A 16,240-nucleotide genomic window follows, 5' to 3' on the forward strand; every position below is an offset into this window, starting at 1 on the left:
CCGCCGACCCGCCGCTTGTGAGCAACAGGTCACGCCTCATGCCCAATCGCATTTGCCAGCCCTGGCGGGGCTTGGCTCCGCGTGGAGACGTGTGCTTAGGTTCGTATAGCGGCTACAAGGCGATGTTATGAAGGACGGGGAACCGACGGTTTCGGCAGGGAAAACCGCGCTTCGTTGCGCGCAGGCCGGGGCGGCTGCGGGCATTTTGGTCGCGGCGGGGCTTTTGTCGTTGCCGCTCGATGCGGCAATCGAACGCCGAAGCACCGAACCGGCCGCGGGCGAGGCGGTTATCGACAGGAATTTTCGGACCGTCGTCGCGCTCAACGACGACGACACGCTGGAAGCGGCGCGGCAACCGTCTTTCGCCGTAGCGCAGGATGCTCCGAAAGAGCAGCCGCCGGCCGAAAGCGGCGGCAGCCAGGAGCCGACGCCGTGGGCGACCAAGGAACTCGGCATCCTGGACCGGCTGCAGGACTGGCTGGCGCGCGCCAATCGCGAATTCCAGGCGGTCATCATCCGGCGGTTGTCGGTTGCGCCGCCGGGCGGAGGCGGGGACGACATTTCCCGCAAGCTCGAAGAGGTGAAGGAAGAAGACGCCGAGGCTGCTGCCAAGCGCGCGGACGAAGCGATCAAGGCGGCGCAGGCGAAGCTCGCGGCGGAAGCCAAGCATCGTCAGGAGCTGGCCGACGAAGTGAAGCAGAAGGCCGAAGACGACGCGGCCAAGGCTGCCGCTCTTGCCGAAGAACAGCGCAAGGAGCGCGAGCGCCTCGAAGCCGAGGCCAAGCGGATCGAGGAGCAGCAGCGTCTGGCTGAAGAACAGCGCAAGGCCGATGAAGCCAAGCGCATCGAAGAGGCCAAGCGGGCGGTCGAGGCGCAGAAAGAAGCCGAAGCGAAGAAGGCCGCGGAGGATGCCGCCGCGCGCGAAGCCCAGGCGAAGGCTGAGGCCGAGAAAGAAGCTCAGGCCGCGAAAGAGCGGGAATTTGCAGAGAAGGCGGCTGCCGAAAAGCGTCGCCGTGAGGAAGAAGAGCATCAGCGTGCGTTGGCGGATGCGGCGGCGAAAGCGGCCGAAGATGCAAAGCGCGTTGCTGCCGAACAGGAAGCCGCGCGGCTCGCGGCTGCCAAGGCTGCCGAGGAACAAGCGGCCGCTGAAAAGGCCGCGCAAGAGAAAGCCGCTGAGGAAAAAGCGAAACAGGAAGCCGAAGCGCGCGAAGCGGCAGAGAAGCAACGTATCGCCGACGAAGAAGCGGCGAAGGCCGCGGCAGCCAAAGCGGCGGAAGAAAAAGCCAACGCCGAAGCCGCTGCACAGGCCGAAGCGGAAAAGCAGCGGCTTGCCCAGGAAGAAGCCGAAAAAGCCGCCGCCGCGAAAGCCGCCGAAGAAAAGGCCGCGCAAGAAGCTGAGGCAAAGGAAGCTGCCGACAAACAGCGCATCGCCGAGGAAGAAGCAGCGAAGTCTGCCGCGGCCAAGGCAGCGGCCTCGGCTGAAGCTGCTCCTCCCAAGACGCCGGAGGCGCCGTCGCAGCCGCACGAGGCGCAGCTCGTTCGTCACGCGAGCAATACCCGGCACGTCGCGCATGGGCCGGTCGTTCAGCGCTGGGTGCGGCGGGCGCGACAGGGGCAATGCCGGTTCGCGGGGCGCAAAATCTTCCTGCCGGGCCGGTATGTGGTGGCGCGCGGCGACACGCTCTGGAGGATCGCCCTTCGCCATTACCGAAGCGGGCTTTATTTCATGCGGATTTATCGCGCCAATCGCGACGTTCTCAGCAGTCCGAACCGGATTTATCCGTGTCAGAAGCTCTATCTGCCGCGGCGGCGTGGGTGACAGTTCAGCCTTTGATGCTGGCATCCTTGGGAAAGAGCCGGAACGTGTCGCAAATGCTGACGGGGCTGTCCGGTGTGACCGTGGCGAGCCAGTTTTTATAGTCGCGGTTGCGATATTCGGAATCGGCGTGAGGGTCTTGCTCCGCGAGATCACGGCGTCCGATGCGAAGCAACGCGACGAAGGCCGGTTCGTGCGAATTATCGCCTCGGTACGTCGTCGTCAGGATATGATTGATGCGGTCGGCGAGCGGTGCCGCCACTGGTCCCGCGCGGCATAGCCCGACGAGCGCTGCGCGGCGACGAAAGGCATCGACCTCGAATGCAAGATGCTGCAGTACCGGAATTGCATCCGCACCGAAATCGCCTAATCGGGCAACAAACATTTCAGACGCCATATTGTAATCGACCCTACGCCTCTGTTTCAGGTCCGCCAGGAGGGTACGGGCCACCGGGTCGAATTGATCGGATGGGAGAATTGCGAGAAGGTCTTCAAGAACATTCGCCGTTTCTAAAAAGCCATTGTCGAGCGCGCCGCGGACTGCTTCGCCCATCTTTTCGGCGCGCGGTGCGATGATGTCGGGGCGCTTATCCAAGCCGCGGACATCCGAGCGCATGATGCGCTGGGCGGGGTTGGCGATGACGCTGTCGATCGTTGCGGTCGCGCGCTGAATGCTATCGTCGACGACATTGTCGACATTCGGCAGTCTCGCAGCGTCAATGGCCGTTATCCGTTCGGCGACGGGCGAATATTTGAGACCAAGCGCGGTCGCGACGGTCGACACCGACGTCGATGCCGTTCCGTCCGGGTGCGGAATCTCAACAGACGAGCGCCAGAACTGAACAACGCAGTCCCAACTCGACGAGCTATCGATGAGGGCACATCCCATCACCGGAATAGGGAACCAAGTGAGTGGACTTGCACGTCCGGACAAGAGCGTAATGCTTTCGGTGCCGTGCTCGATCGTAGTCTTCACAAGCCGATATGGTAAAATGAAGCTGCGCACGTCTTCGCTTGTTTCGGAGAGGAAGAGAGGTTCGAGCTGCGGTTCCTCGGGCAGTCGGAGGACGCAAACGCCTTCGACTCGCTTTCGTTGCCGTTCGCCGAAGGGGCGATCATGGATACCCCAAGCTGAAATTCCCGCTTCACGATAGGCGCTGTTGGCGCGGACCTTGTCGCAGAGATCATTCGGAGCCAGCCGATAGGCGAGGTAGCCCGAAATCTTGTTGCCCTGAGATTCCTGGTACGCGGACGAGACGTCGTAGTTTTGGACCAGTTCCGATGCGCCGTTCTGCAAGTTGAAGCCGCGTGAAGGAAATACGACGGTCTGGTTGTGACCATCGAATGCAAGATGCTGGCTGGCGTTGTAGGCGGCGAATTGCTTTTCGAGTTTCCAAACCTCGGCGTGACTGAAGAGCGTCAGCAGCGCATATCCAGCGAACCAGGCGACGGGCGCGATGAGCCAGATACGGTTGATGCGGCGGGTGAGCGCTTCGAGCGCCAACGACAGGAAGCCGACGTTGATCGTCAAAACCGACCAGAACGGAGCGGCAAACATCATCAGGAAAATTCCCGGGATCGGGAATACCTGAAGTGCATAAACTGCGGCGGTGATGACAAACCACCAGAGGGAAGCGGGGAGCCCGAGGCGCTGCATGGAAAAGCCAGAAAATGCCGGTTCTAGTAAAACCGGGTTAAGGCCGGTTCAGCATCGGGCGGTTCCGGCGAACGCGGTTAACTTCACGTAGACAATCGCGCCCGGGACCCCTATTTCACAGCGGATGCAACTTTCCTCCGCTATTCCGCGCGCATTTTTGGCGCGCTTCGTTCCTTCCACCGAAACATCACGGGTTCTGAGGGCGCTGTGGCCCTACGTCTGGCCCGATGATCGTCCGGATCTGAAGTGGACGGTCATCTGGTCGTTCGTCATTGTCGTTATCGCCAAGGCGGTGACCGTCAGTGTGCCGTTCACGCTCAAGTGGGCGACGGATGCGCTGGTGGCGGCGTCGGGCGGGCATGTGGCGTCGAGCCAGACGCTGCCGTGGTTGATCGGCGCGCCGGTGCTGGCCGTGATTTTTTACGGCATCGCCCGGATCGTGATGTCGCTCCTGGTGCAGGTGCGCGAAGGCATGTTCGCGCGCGTCGCGATGCATGCGGTGCGCAAGCTTGCGCTTTCGACTTTCGAGCACATGCATCGGCTGTCGCTGCGGTTCCATCTCGAACGCAAGACCGGCGGCTTGACGCGCGTACTGGAACGCGGCCGCACGGGCATCGAGAACATCAGCCGCATGGCGCTGATGACGCTGATCCCGACGATCGTCGAGTTCCTGATGATCATCGCGGTGTGCGCCTACGAGTTCGACTGGCGTTATATCGTGACGATCGTCGGCATGATCGCCGCTTATCTATGGTTCACGATCCGCGCCACCAATTGGCGGCTGTCGATCCGGCGCGCCATGAACGAGAGCGACACCGACGCCAACACCAAGGCGATCGACAGTCTGCTGAACTATGAGACTGTCAAATACTTCGGGGCGGAAGAGCGAGAGGCGGCACGCTACGACAAGTCGATGGCGGGCTATGAGAAGGCGAGCATCAAGACCTATACGTCGCTTGCAGTGCTCAACTCCGGGCAGGCGGTCATCTTCACGATCGCGCTGACGATCTGCCTCGTCATGGCGGCAAACGACGTCGTCGCGGGCAAGGATACGGTCGGCCACTTCGCGATGGTCAATCTGCTTATGCTGCAGCTCTTCATGCCGCTGAATTTCATGGGCATGGTTTATCGCGAGATCAAACAGGGCATCACCGACATCGAGCGCATGATGGAAGTGCTCGAACAGAATCCGGAAGTCGCAGACAGGCCCGGGGCAAAGCAGCTCGCGGTTTCCGGCGGCGCGATCCGTTTCGACAAGGTGCGGTTCGGCTATGAGCCGGGACGGGTCATTCTGAAGGACGTCTCATTCGATGTCCCGGCCGGTCACATGGTTGCGATCGTCGGGCCTTCGGGCGCGGGCAAGTCGACGATCGGCCGGCTGTTGCTGCGCTTCTACGATGTGACGGCCGGGCGGATTTTGATCGACGGACAGGATATCCGCGACGTGACGCAATCATCGCTCAGGGCGGCGATCGGCGTCGTGCCGCAGGATACCGTGCTGTTCAACGATACGATCTTCTACAACATCAAATATGGCCGTGCGGACGCCACGGATGACGAGGTTTACGCGGCGGCGAAGCTGGCGCAGATCGACGGTTTCGTCAGGGCTTTGCCGGACGGCTACAATACGATGGTCGGCGAACGCGGCTTGAAACTTTCGGGCGGCGAGAAGCAGCGGGTTGCGATCGCGCGAACGATTTTGAAGTCGCCGCCGATCCTGCTGCTCGATGAAGCGACGAGCGCGCTCGACAGCCACACGGAAAAAGAGATCCAGGACGCGCTCGACCGCGTTTCGAAGGACCGCACGACGGTCGTCATCGCGCACAGGCTGTCGACGATCGTCCATGCGGACAAAATCCTGGTGTTCGAGGCCGGGCGGGTGGCGGAGCAGGGAACGCACGCGGAGCTCATCGCCAAGAACGGGCTTTACGCAAGCCTGTGGGCGCGTCAGCGGCAGGCGGAGAAGGCGCGCGAGGATCTGGCGCAGGCGCTTGAAGCAGCCGGCGAGCCTCTGTCGCGGTTCGATCCGTCGGATGATGATATCGCGTTCGAGAGAACGGGGACGGATTGAACGCGCTGGAGATCGTCGGCCTAACGCGGAGGATGACAGCTAGGCTTCGACGATGATCCAGTTGTCGGGGTTGGGCAGTTTGGCGCGTTTGGTTTCGGCTTCGTCGCGCGTTGCGAAGCGGATGGCGAGGGCGCGGCCGACGAAGACGTCGCCATTGCCGAGATAGGTGTGCTTCGTGTCGACGGCCAGCGGCATCGGGCGATGTTCTTCGAGAAGATAGGCCATCGGGATCGTCCTCGGGGTTTCATTGCCGAGGATAGCTCGATCGACGCCGGGAGTTGCTTCGGATTCCGTGGATGACCGCCTGCGCGGCGATGACGTGACGCTAGATAAAGCTAACCCCGAGATCTGGGGCCGGGAGACCCATCTCGGGGTTAGCACGAGCTTTGCCGAAGCTCTTCCAGGAAAACTTCGGCTCAACTCGATTCCGTTACGGCGTCACTTTCGCGATCTCGCCGTCGAGGCGCTTCTTGGCCATGCCGGTCGCCACGAATTTCTTTACCGCGTCGAGATTGACCGGTTTGCCGACTTGCACCAGCGCGACCATGCCCATGCCGTAGTGCGGCAGGCATTTGAAAATATACAGGCCGTCCTTGTCAGCCTTGAACACGACCTCTCGGCTGAATTCGCCTTTCACCTCCGGCACGCCTTCCGGCCAAATGTTCGGAACGCTCTGGGCGTTGTGGCCCTTGTCGGTCGGCACGAATTTCACGGTGTCGCCGACTTCGACTTTTACGAAGCCCGGTTCGAACGCCATGCGGTTCCCGGCATTGTCCTGGTTGCGCATTTCGATGATGTGCTCGGTGGCACCTGCGCTATGGGGAATGGCGACGGCGGCCAGGGTGATGGCGCCTGCCATCAAAACCTGATGGATCAGCTTCATTTCGTTTCCTCGCCCCGGCCTTTTTTTGTTTACAAAAAATGTATAGAATAAGTTCGGCGTGGTCTCAAGCGCCGTTTTGACGCGTCTGCCGTTGTCCAAAAGTTGGTGCAACAGATTGTGCAGGCGAAACTTATCCCCGGTTCAGAACTGAGTGTTACACTTCTCAAAACGCCGCGATTTGCGGCCTTGAGCAGGTGCCGACGGATTGACTACGGACGATTTGAAAGAGACGGCAAAGGCGGTTCTTGCCGCCGTCTGGCGCGGTACGGTGATCGCGATCTGGACCGCCCGAGAGCTGATCAGGACGGCATGGCGCATCGTGCGCGGACCGCTGATCGCGGCGCTCAATATCATCGCCGCGCTCATCATCCTGTTCGAGGAATGGGGCTGGCGGCCGCTTTCGAACCTGATCGGGCGACTGGCGGCCTTCGCGCCGATCGCAGCGCTGGAGCGGCTGCTGGCGCGCCTGCCGCCCTACGCGGCGCTGGTGGCGCTGGCGCTACCCGCTTCGCTGCTTTTTCCACTCAAGCTGCTGGCAATCTGGCTGCTCGCCAACGAACATTTCTTTTCGGCGACGTTGCTGTTCGTCGGCGCCAAGATCGCCTCGACGGCGCTGATCGCTCGCATCTTCATTCTGGTGAAGCCGGCGCTGATGCAGATCGGCTGGTTCGCGGCAGCTTACAACCGGTTCGTGCCGTGGAAGGATGCGCTCTACGCCCAGATCCGCGCATCGTGGGCATGGCGTTACGGGCGCATCGTCAAGGCGCGCGTGCAGGGGGAAATCCGGAAAGGCTGGGCAAGCCTCCGGCCACGCGTTGCCGAAGTATGGCGGCGATGGACGGGGCGCGAGCTGCCGTTTTCCGGCGGTCCTCGAAACGAGGCGGACATCAGCTGACGCTATAACTGACGCAATTCGGAGAGCGCTCCGACACCGGCGGGAATCAGAAAAAGATTGCCTGACCATTCTTGCAAACTCTTCCCGGTTACTCGGGCGTCGCAGGGTTTTTACTCTGAAGAGGACGGGCTGGAAGTGCAATTGGGCAACAGCTTTCCGCGTAAGACGAGGCAATTAATACAATTTCGTCACTCTAATGTTGACTAGGTCTGTCAAGTATCTTCTGTTCAATGCATTGGGCCGGGAGGCAGGTTCAATGGTCCGAGAGCTGCTCGACCTTGGTCGTAGCGGTCCGGAGGGAATTGGGGGACTGAAATGGGATCGAAACTACGCGCCGGCGCTTTGCCGGTTTTGGTGTTGGGGGCGCTGACTACGGCGACCGCGGCCCGAGCCGAGGACAAGCCCGATAACGGCGTTCCGGAATTTTCCATCGCGCAGGATATGCCGTTCGATGCGGCCCGTGCTTCGCTTGCGGCCTCCGGCATCAAATATGGCCTCAACTACACCGGCGAATATTACGACGTGACGTCGGGCGGCCTGTCGCGCGGCTCGACCTACAACGGCTTGATCGAGGTCTACACCGATCTCGATCTCGAAAAGCTGCTGGGCTGGAAGGGCGCGACCATCCACGCCAACGCCTTCTACGTTCACGGCGATGGTCCGACGAACAAGACGGGAAGCATCTTCGCGGTGAGCAACCTCGAAGGCTTCGAGACGGTGCGACTCGACGAGCTGTGGCTCGAGCAATCGCTGCTCGATGACAAGTTGAAGGTTAAGTTAGGCTCGATTGCCGCCGACACGATCTTCTTCATCAGCGATACGGCGGCCGTTTTCCTCAACGGTACGTTCGGTTGGCCGGGCATTCTGGCGTCAAATACGATCCAGGGCGGTCCGGGCTATCCGCTGACCTCGATGGGCGCGGTCGTGACGTACACGCCGAACGACAGTCTGACCCTTATCGGCGCCGTCTTTAACGGCAGCCCGGCAGATCCGTTCGCGGAAGATGCGCAGAAATCTAACCGGCACGGTACCGACTTCCGCTTCGGTGATGGCGAGCTGATGCTGCTCGAAGGCGCCTATAAGTACAACATCGGTTATGAAGGCACGGTCAAAGTCGGCGGCTGGAAGCAGTTCAACGCGCCGGACGGCTATTACGTCGACTTCAAATCCGGCAATGGCGTCAACAGCGACTACGGCATTTACGGCATCATCGACCAGACGATCTTCAAATCCGGCGAAGACAAATCCGTCAGCGTGTTCGGCCGCATCTCGGGAAGTCCGACGGCGCAAAGCCCGATGGATTTCTATTTCGATACCGGCATCCTGTTTAGCGGCTTCGTGCCGGGACGCGCCAAGGATACGTTCGGCGCGGCATTCGGATACGGCCAAATTTCGGACGACCTCGTGAATACCGATCCTTCGGAACTGAAGACTTATGAATCGGTCGTCGAACTCAACTACGTCGCCGAGATCCGCAATGGCATCTCGCTGTCGCCGGACTTCCAGTACTTCTGGAACCCGGGTGCGGTTACCGACGTCAATCACGCGGCCGTCTGGGGCGCGCGTCTGAAGGTCAGCTACTGAGCGGCCTGAGGCAGAAAGCAAGTTCTACCGTCTGACTTGCGCCTCCTAGTGCCTGAGCGCTAGGAGGCGTTTTTATGAGCAGCGTCGACAAGCATCTTTGGCCCATTCTGATCGCGGGACCGACCGCCAGCGGTAAGTCGGCGCTGGCGCTCGCAATCGCGGAGCGGGCCGGCGGCACCGTCATCAATGCCGACAGCATGCAGGTCTATAGCGAGTTGCGGGTTTTGACGGCGCGGCCGTCGGCGGAGGATGAAGCCCGCGCGCCGCATGCGCTCTACGGGTTTGTGCCGGCGAGAGAAGCCTATTCGGCAGGACGTTTCGTTCGCGACGCGGCGGAGGCGATCGCGCAGGCGCGGAGGGCAGGCCGCCGTCCGATCATCGTCGGTGGCACGGGGCTCTATTTCAAAGCATTGCTCGAAGGTCTGTCGCCAATTCCCGAAGTGCGCGAAGACGTGCGCGCCTATTGGCGAAACGAGGCGGCTGGCTATGGAGCCGAAGCGCTGCACCAGGAGCTTTCGCGGCGCGACCCGGTCATGGCGGCCCGTCTCCAGCCGTCCGATGTGCAGCGGATCGTGCGGGCGCTCGAGGTCTTGGAATCGTCGGGACGCTCGCTCGCGGAATGGCAGGCGCTGAAGGGGGGGCCGGTCCTGCGTGAGGCCGAGACTTTTCGGTTCGTCGTAAGTGTCGAGCGTGCGGAGCTTCATGCCCGTGCGGACCAGCGATTTGCCCGAATGATCGACGAAGGGGCGATGGCGGAGGTTCGCGCTCTATCGGATATGCAACTCGATGAGGGGCTGCCGGCGATGCGGGCGATCGGGGTGAAGCCGTTGATTCGATATTCGAGGGGTGAAGTCGATCTCGGCGGCGCCGTGGAGGCGGCACAAGCAGAGACGCGCCAGTACATCAAAAGGCAGGAAACTTGGCTTAAAAGTCACATGATTTCTTGGATGCCGGTTAAAACGAAAGAAATGGAAAGATCTATGCGAGATATTTTCGCATTTATTCAGCGTTAGCGTTGACCAATTAAGCTCTCGCGCCTAGGTTCCCGGCACTTTCGAGATGGTTCGCGGGCTTCGTGCCCGCAGAGGAGTTTTTCGATGGCACGTACGATGACCGGTGCGGAAATTGTGATGACTGCGCTGGCCGACCAAGGTGTCGAGACAATATTCGGCTATCCAGGTGGCGCCGTTCTGCCGATCTATGATGAGCTTTTCCAGCAGGAGAAGGTCCGCCATATCCTGGTCCGCCAGGAAGGCGGTGCGTTGCACGCCGCCGAAGGCTATGCGCGCTCGACGGGCAAAGTCGGCGTCTGCCTGGTGACGTCGGGTCCCGGCGCGACAAACGCGGTGACGGGCCTTGCCGATGCGCTGATGGATTCGATCCCGCTCGTCTGCATCACGGGTCAGGTGCCGACGCACCTCATCGGCAACGATGCGTTTCAGGAGTGCGATACGGTCGGGATCACGCGCCCGTGCACGAAGCACAATATTCTGGTGAAGAACGTCAACGATCTCGCGCGGGTGCTGCACGAGGCGTTTCATATCGCGCGCACGGGCCGCCCGGGACCGGTCGTGGTCGATATCCCGAAGGACGTGCAGTTCGCGACCGGCAACTACGTCGGTCCGTCGAACATCCAGCATAAGACCTACCGGCCGAAGCTTAAGCCGGACCAGACGGCCATTCGCGAAGCCGTCGATCTGATCGCGAGCGCGAAGCGGCCGGTGTTCTATACCGGCGGCGGCGTCATCAATTCTGGACCGAAAGCGAGCCAGCTGTTGCGCGAGTTCGTGCGGCTGACAGGCTATCCGATCACGTCGACGCTGATGGGTCTCGGCGCTTATCCGGCATCCGACAAGCAGTGGCTCGGCATGCTCGGCATGCACGGCACCTACGAAGCCAACCTCGCGATGCACGACTGCGACGTGATGATCAACATCGGCGCGCGCTTTGACGATCGCATCACCGGGCGCGTCGATGCGTTCTCGCCGAATTCCAAAAAGATCCATGTCGATATCGATCCCTCATCGATCAACAAGAACATCATGGTCGACATTCCGATCATCGGCGATTGCGCCTACGTGCTCGAAGACATGCTGCGGGTGTGGAAGGCGAAGGCGCCGATCCTCGACAAGCCGGCACACAAGGCGTGGTGGAAGCAGATCGACGGCTGGCGGGCGAAGAAATCGCTGTCGTACAAAAATTCCAAAGACCACATCATGCCGCAATATGCATGTCAGCGGCTTTATGAACTGACGAAAAATCGCGACACATACATCACGACCGAGGTCGGCCAGCATCAGATGTGGGCCGCGCAGTTTTTGCACTTCGAAGAGCCCAATCATTGGATGACGTCGGGCGGATTGGGTACGATGGGCTATGGATTGCCGGCCGCGATCGGCGTACAGCTTGCGCATCCGAAGTCGCTGGTGATCGATGTGGCGGGCGATGCGTCGATCCTGATGAATATTCAGGAGTGCTCGACAGCGGTGCAGTACCGTCTGCCGGTCAAGGTCTTCATCATGAACAACGAGTACATGGGCATGGTGCGTCAGTGGCAGCAGCTCTTGCACGGCAACCGGCTGTCGGAGAGCTATACTGAGGCGCTGCCGGACTTCGTGAAGCTTGCCGATGCCTATGGCTGGACAGGCATGCGTTGCGAGCATCCCGCCGATCTCGACGATGCGATAAACGAGATGATCAATACCAAGGGTCCGGTGATGTTCGATTGCCGGGTCGCCAAGCTCGCGAACTGCTTCCCGATGATTCCGTCGGGCAAGGCCCACAACGAGATGCTTCTCGGCGAGGACGTTAGCGACGACGAAGTCGAGAACGCGATCGGAGACGAAGGAAAGGTTCTGGTTTGAGAACGCACGGGGGAACAGGTTCCGGCATCCTCGGCATCGTCATCGCGATTTGCGCGCTGGCGATTGTCGGCGTGCCTCATGCGTCGGCCGCCAAGGAAACCTGGAACCACGTCGCCAACATCAAGGACGCCGCCAAGCGCCTCGGTGATCTGCACCGGCGTGAGGGCTCGGCTGGCGTCTTGAAGTTCCTCGACGCGTGCTACCGGACACAGATGCTCGCCAGCGAATATTCGCAAGGTCTCGAGTCATGCATGGCTCAGGACTACATGCATAGCCAGGTGCTGGCGCAGATTTACGCGCGCATTCCGCAAGCGGACCGCGTCCGCATGGGGACGCCGGCCCCGGAAGATATCGCGCGCGGCATGGGCGCTCGTTTCGTTGCGGCTTTTTCTCAATACAAAATTTCGGTGAAGCAGGCCGAAGCCTTCAAGAAGATGGTCGACAAGAACGGCATGCCGATCTTCCTGAAGGCCGTGTTCCCGCCGAAGAAGCCGGGTGATGCCGACAACAATAGCGATAACGATAACAATAGCGACGACGGCGCGACGGGTGGCAGTAAATAGCAATGCTGAAGCTCGTCATCGGGAATAAGCTTTATTCGTCGTGGTCGTTGAGGCCTTGGCTGGTCCTCACCGCATTCGGAATTCCGTTCGAAGAGATCCTCATTCCGCTGAGGACGGCCGAAAGCCGAAATCAGATGTTGGAGTATTCGCCGTCGGGCAAGGTTCCGACGCTCATCGACGGCGACGTGACCGTGTGGGAGAGTCTCGCCATCATCGAGTATCTGGCTGAGACGTTTCCGAATCTCGAAATCTGGCCGCGCGACCGCAAAGCGCGCGCGCACGCCAGAGCCATTTCGAACGAAATGCATTCCGGGTTTCAGGCGTTGCGGCAGGCCTGTCCGATGCATCTGGGGGCGCGGTTCGCGACGCCGCCGATCACGGAAGCCCTGCAGGCAAGCATCGATCGGGTGGAAGACATCTGGTCGGAAGCGCACAATCGGTTCGCCGGCGCACAGACATTCCTGTATGGCGCGTTCTCGGCGGCGGACGCGATGTATGCGCCGGTCGTGATGCGCTTCGACGGCTACCAGATCCCCGTTCGTGAATCGACGCGAGCCTATATGGATGCCGTCCTATCCCATCCAGGGTTCGTTGCGTGGCGCGAGGCCGCGCTTGCCGAGCCGTGGAGCATCCCCGATTATGCGAGCGGCCACACCCTCGTTGAAAGTTTTGTTTGAGCCCAAGAGACCGACGATGTCCGAATCCCTGAAGCAGTCGCATTATCCGAGCCCATCACGTTCGCAAGAAATCGTATCGCGGACCTTGTCGGTCATCGTCGATAACGAGCCGGGCGTGCTGGCGCGCGTCATCGGCTTGTTTTCCGGCCGTGGTTATAACATCGACTCGCTGACGGTGACGGAAGTTGAGCACGAGCGGCATCTGTCGCGCATCACTATCATCACGAGCGGGACGCCGGCGGTCATTCATCAAATCAAGACGCAGCTGGAGCGCCTCGTTCCGGTGCATCGCGTGCGCGATCTGACGGAAGAGGGCGGATCGATCGAGCGCGAGCTCGCGCTGGTGAAAGTCGCTGGCAAAGGCGACAAACGCATCGAGGCGCTGAGACTGTCTGAGATCTTCCGGGCGAAAGTCGTCGATACGTCGATTGAGCATTTCGTTTTTGAGGTGACGGGCAAGCCGTCGAAGATCGAGACGTTCATTCAGCTGATGTCGGAACTCGGCCTGGTCGAAGTCTCGCGCACGGGCATCGCCGCGATCGGGCGCGGCGCAATCGGCTGAGCGCCGCTGCAATCGGCGTCAATTCGGATTTTTTTGATCAACGCGGCATTCGCCGCGCGGGCAATCACAGATGTCCCACGAACTTTTTCTTTCGCTCATCACGTTCGCGTTCGTGTCGGCGATCACGCCCGGGCCGAACAACACGATGCTGCTAGCATCGGGCGTCAATTTCGGATTCGTCAGAACGCGTCCGCATATTCTCGGTGTGGTGATCGGGTTCACGATCATGGTGCTGGCAGTGGCGTTCGGCGTCGGGAAAGTGTTTTCGCTGTTTCCGCAGCTTTATAATTTGTTGCGGGCGATTAGCATCGCCTACCTGCTCTGGCTGGCATGGCGGATAGGCACGGCGGGTGCGACCGATCCGATCGTCGGCGAGGAAGCGCAGCCGATGACCTTCCTGGAGGCGGCGCTTTTCCAGTGGGTCAATCCGAAAGGCTGGATGGTTTGCCTGAGCGTCGCCGCGAACTATGTGGCGCCGGAGGATCCTTGGGGCGACGTTGCGATTTTGTCGGCCGTTTTTCTGATCGTGTCGGTGATTTCCGCCAGTTCCTGGGCGATGTTCGGTACGTCGCTTCGGCCGCTACTTAGGGATGAGAGGTCGATGCGAATATTCAACGCGGTCATGGCGGTTGCGCTCGTCGCATCGCTCTGGCCGGTCGTGAAGGAGATGATTTGAGGGATTGCAGAGGATTGGGTTAATGCCGCTTTGCAGCATGCGCCAAAGGCTGCGGTGAAATATCCGCGTTTCGGGCCGCCGGCAGCAGCCCGGAGCCGTTGAATCCTTGATCCGATAGCTATAGGTTCCGCCCAGATTTCAAGGCGGCCGGTTCGAGATGCATCCGGGCCGCCATTGTTTTCAACCCAGCCCGACTGTCGATTTCGACCGGGGAACCCGAGAGGCCGCCCATGCGCGTCTATTACGATCGTGATGCCGACATCAATCTCATCAAATCAAAAAAGGTCGCCATCGTCGGCTACGGCAGCCAGGGCCATGCGCATGCGTTGAACCTGAAGGATTCGGGCGTCAAGGATATCGCCATCGCGCTGCGCAAGGGTTCGCCCTCGGCGAAGAAAGCCGAGCAGGCCGGTCTCAAGGTGATGGAAGTCGCGGACGCCGCGAAGTGGGCCGACGTCATCATGATGCTGACGCCCGACGAATTGCAGGCGGATATCTACAAAGAGCATCTGGCGCCCAACATGAAGAAGGGTGCCGCGCTGTTGTTCGCGCACGGTCTCAACGTGCACTTCAATCTGATCGAGCCTCGCGATGATCTCGATGTCGGCATGGTTGCGCCGAAGGGTCCGGGTCACACGGTGCGCGGCGAATATCAGAAGGGCGGCGGCGTGCCGTGCCTCATCGCCGTCCATCAGGACAAGAGCGGCAATGCGCACGATCTCTTCCTGTCGTATGCGTCGGCAATCGGCGGCGGCCGCTCGGGCGTGATCGAGACGACGTTCCGCGAGGAATGCGAGACGGATCTGTTCGGCGAACAGGCCGTACTATGCGGCGGTCTCGTCGAGATGATCCGCGCCGGTTTCGAGACGCTGGTCGAAGCGGGCTATGCGCCGGAGATGGCGTATTTCGAATGCCTGCACGAAGTGAAGCTGATCGTCGACCTGATCTACGAGGGCGGCATCGCCAACATGAACTACTCGATCTCGAACACGGCCGAGTACGGAGAGTACAAGACGGGGCCGCGCGTCATCACGCCGGAGACGAAGGCCGAGATGAAGCGGGTGCTGGCCGACATTCAGACGGGCCGATTCGTGCGCGACTGGATGCTCGAGTGCAAGGCGGGTCAGCCGAACTTCAAGGCGACACGACGCTTGAACGATGCGCACCAGATCGAGGAAGTCGGCGCGAAGCTGCGCGCGATGATGCCATGGATCTCGAAGAACAAGCTTGTGGATAAGGGCAAGAACTGAGCGTTCGCGGTTCGGCTCGGACGATTTGAAAGCGCGGCGGCCAGAGCGGCTGCCGCGTTTTTTTTTAGGTGACACGCGTGGATGGCCGCCTTCGCGGCCATGACGTTTTGGGTTGGCTTTGGAAGATACGATGGAAATATCGGACGTGAGAATTTCTTGCACGCATTCCCGTCATGGCTGCGCAGGCGGCCATCCAAGATAAAATCAGTATTTTCTGGTCATGATCGCTCCCGCTCTATATCGGCGGGTCCGAACAGGACTTCTCCCGTTGCTTCATCGAACAAATCTTTCCATTCCGGGTTCATTTGCTCGATGAGGCGGACTTTCCAGGATCGCTTCCACTTTTTGATTCGCGTCTCTCGAAGGATCGCCTGTTCCATCGTCTCGTGCATTTCGTAATAGACGAGTTGCGAGACGCCATAGCGCGACGTGAAACCTTCGATCAGTTTCTGTTTATGCAACGAGACGCGTTTCGCGAGATCGCTCGTTACGCCCGCGTAGATGACGCCGTTCGGGCGGCTCGCCAGCAAATACATGCAGGGTTGTTTGGGTTGGTGGAGGCGCATCGATCGAATCGCGTGGATGGCCGCCTGCGCGGCCATGACGGAGGAAAATGTAATCCATCATACGCTGAGAAATAACCGTCGGAGCCGCCCGCCGAGCGATCGGTGCGTGGCCAATCGCGTGAAAGCCGCCTTTGGCCATGACGGGACTAATTGTGTGTTGGCAGGGATCGGCAAAG

At 60.5% G+C, this 16,240-nt stretch carries 15 protein-coding genes; 11 read left to right on the plus strand and 4 right to left on the minus strand.

The window, feature by feature from the left end:
• Positions 1–127: 127 nt before the first annotated feature.
• Positions 128–1,819 carry a LysM peptidoglycan-binding domain-containing protein gene (locus tag QM780_RS03385; protein WP_415069077.1) on the plus strand — a complete coding sequence of 564 codons (1,692 nt, stop codon included), beginning with the start codon at positions 128–130 and terminating at the stop codon, positions 1,817–1,819.
• Positions 1,820–1,823: 4 nt separating this feature from the next.
• On the opposite strand, the gene QM780_RS03390 is transcribed toward QM780_RS03385, so the two are convergent.
• On the minus strand, positions 1,824–3,473 hold the full coding sequence (locus QM780_RS03390) for a hypothetical protein (protein ID WP_415069078.1): 1,650 nt from the start codon (positions 3,471–3,473) through the stop codon (positions 1,824–1,826).
• Between the two features lie 124 nt (positions 3,474–3,597).
• Between QM780_RS03390 and QM780_RS03395 the strand changes: the two genes are divergently transcribed.
• Positions 3,598–5,544: an ABCB family ABC transporter ATP-binding protein/permease gene (locus QM780_RS03395; RefSeq protein ID WP_415069079.1), complete on the plus strand. Its 1,947-nt coding sequence runs from the start codon at positions 3,598–3,600 to the stop codon at positions 5,542–5,544.
• 39 nt (positions 5,545–5,583) lie between these two features.
• Here QM780_RS03395 and QM780_RS03400 read toward each other — a convergent pair whose 3' ends face one another.
• Together QM780_RS03400 and QM780_RS03405 are read right to left on the minus strand one after the other, a co-directional pair.
• Positions 5,584–5,769 (minus strand): hypothetical protein, encoded by a 186-nt coding sequence (locus QM780_RS03400; RefSeq protein WP_415069080.1) that lies wholly within the window; start codon positions 5,767–5,769, stop codon positions 5,584–5,586.
• 205 nt (positions 5,770–5,974) lie between these two features.
• Positions 5,975–6,427, minus strand: a complete 453-nt coding sequence (locus QM780_RS03405) for a pseudoazurin (RefSeq protein ID WP_415069081.1) — start codon at positions 6,425–6,427, stop codon at positions 5,975–5,977.
• A gap of 205 nt (positions 6,428–6,632) precedes the next feature.
• Between QM780_RS03405 and QM780_RS03410 the strand changes: the two genes are divergently transcribed.
• The 9 genes from QM780_RS03410 to ilvC all read left to right on the plus strand — a co-directional run bounded on the left by QM780_RS03410 (position 6,633) and on the right by ilvC (position 15,498).
• Positions 6,633–7,322 carry a hypothetical protein gene (locus QM780_RS03410; RefSeq protein WP_415069082.1) on the plus strand — a complete coding sequence of 230 codons (690 nt, stop codon included), beginning with the start codon at positions 6,633–6,635 and terminating at the stop codon, positions 7,320–7,322.
• Between the two features lie 315 nt (positions 7,323–7,637).
• Complete coding sequence (locus QM780_RS03415) at positions 7,638–8,906, plus strand: carbohydrate porin (RefSeq protein WP_415069084.1); 1,269 nt, start codon at positions 7,638–7,640, stop codon at positions 8,904–8,906.
• A 74-nt stretch (positions 8,907–8,980) separates the two neighbouring features.
• Complete coding sequence (gene miaA / locus QM780_RS03420; protein WP_415069086.1) at positions 8,981–9,919, plus strand: tRNA (adenosine(37)-N6)-dimethylallyltransferase MiaA; 939 nt, start codon at positions 8,981–8,983, stop codon at positions 9,917–9,919.
• An 84-nt stretch (positions 9,920–10,003) separates the two neighbouring features.
• Positions 10,004–11,770 carry an acetolactate synthase 3 large subunit gene (locus QM780_RS03425; RefSeq protein ID WP_415069087.1) on the plus strand — a complete coding sequence of 589 codons (1,767 nt, stop codon included), beginning with the start codon at positions 10,004–10,006 and terminating at the stop codon, positions 11,768–11,770.
• Positions 11,767–12,333 carry a hypothetical protein gene (locus tag QM780_RS03430; protein WP_415069089.1) on the plus strand — a complete coding sequence of 189 codons (567 nt, stop codon included), beginning with the start codon at positions 11,767–11,769 and terminating at the stop codon, positions 12,331–12,333. The genes QM780_RS03425 and QM780_RS03430 overlap by 4 nt, the downstream gene beginning before the upstream one ends.
• Before the next feature lie 2 nt (positions 12,334–12,335).
• Positions 12,336–13,010, plus strand: a complete 675-nt coding sequence (locus QM780_RS03435) for a glutathione S-transferase family protein (RefSeq protein WP_415069090.1) — start codon at positions 12,336–12,338, stop codon at positions 13,008–13,010.
• 16 nt (positions 13,011–13,026) lie between these two features.
• Complete coding sequence (gene ilvN, locus QM780_RS03440) at positions 13,027–13,572, plus strand: acetolactate synthase small subunit (RefSeq protein ID WP_415069091.1); 546 nt, start codon at positions 13,027–13,029, stop codon at positions 13,570–13,572.
• A 70-nt stretch (positions 13,573–13,642) separates the two neighbouring features.
• Positions 13,643–14,248: a LysE family translocator gene (locus QM780_RS03445; protein WP_415069092.1), complete on the plus strand. Its 606-nt coding sequence runs from the start codon at positions 13,643–13,645 to the stop codon at positions 14,246–14,248.
• A gap of 230 nt (positions 14,249–14,478) precedes the next feature.
• On the plus strand, positions 14,479–15,498 hold the full coding sequence (gene ilvC / locus QM780_RS03450) for a ketol-acid reductoisomerase (RefSeq protein ID WP_415069093.1): 1,020 nt from the start codon (positions 14,479–14,481) through the stop codon (positions 15,496–15,498).
• Between the two features lie 218 nt (positions 15,499–15,716).
• Here the strand turns inward: ilvC and QM780_RS03455 are convergent, their stop codons facing one another.
• The gene (locus tag QM780_RS03455; protein WP_415069094.1) at positions 15,717–16,034 is read right to left on the minus strand and encodes a GIY-YIG nuclease family protein; all 318 of its coding nucleotides are present in this window, start codon (positions 16,032–16,034) and stop codon (positions 15,717–15,719) included.
• Positions 16,035–16,240 lie beyond the last annotated feature (206 nt).

The organism is Hyphomicrobium sp., assembly GCF_047600905.1.
In the GTDB taxonomy this organism is placed as follows: Bacteria; Pseudomonadota; Alphaproteobacteria; order Rhizobiales; family Hyphomicrobiaceae; genus Hyphomicrobium_B.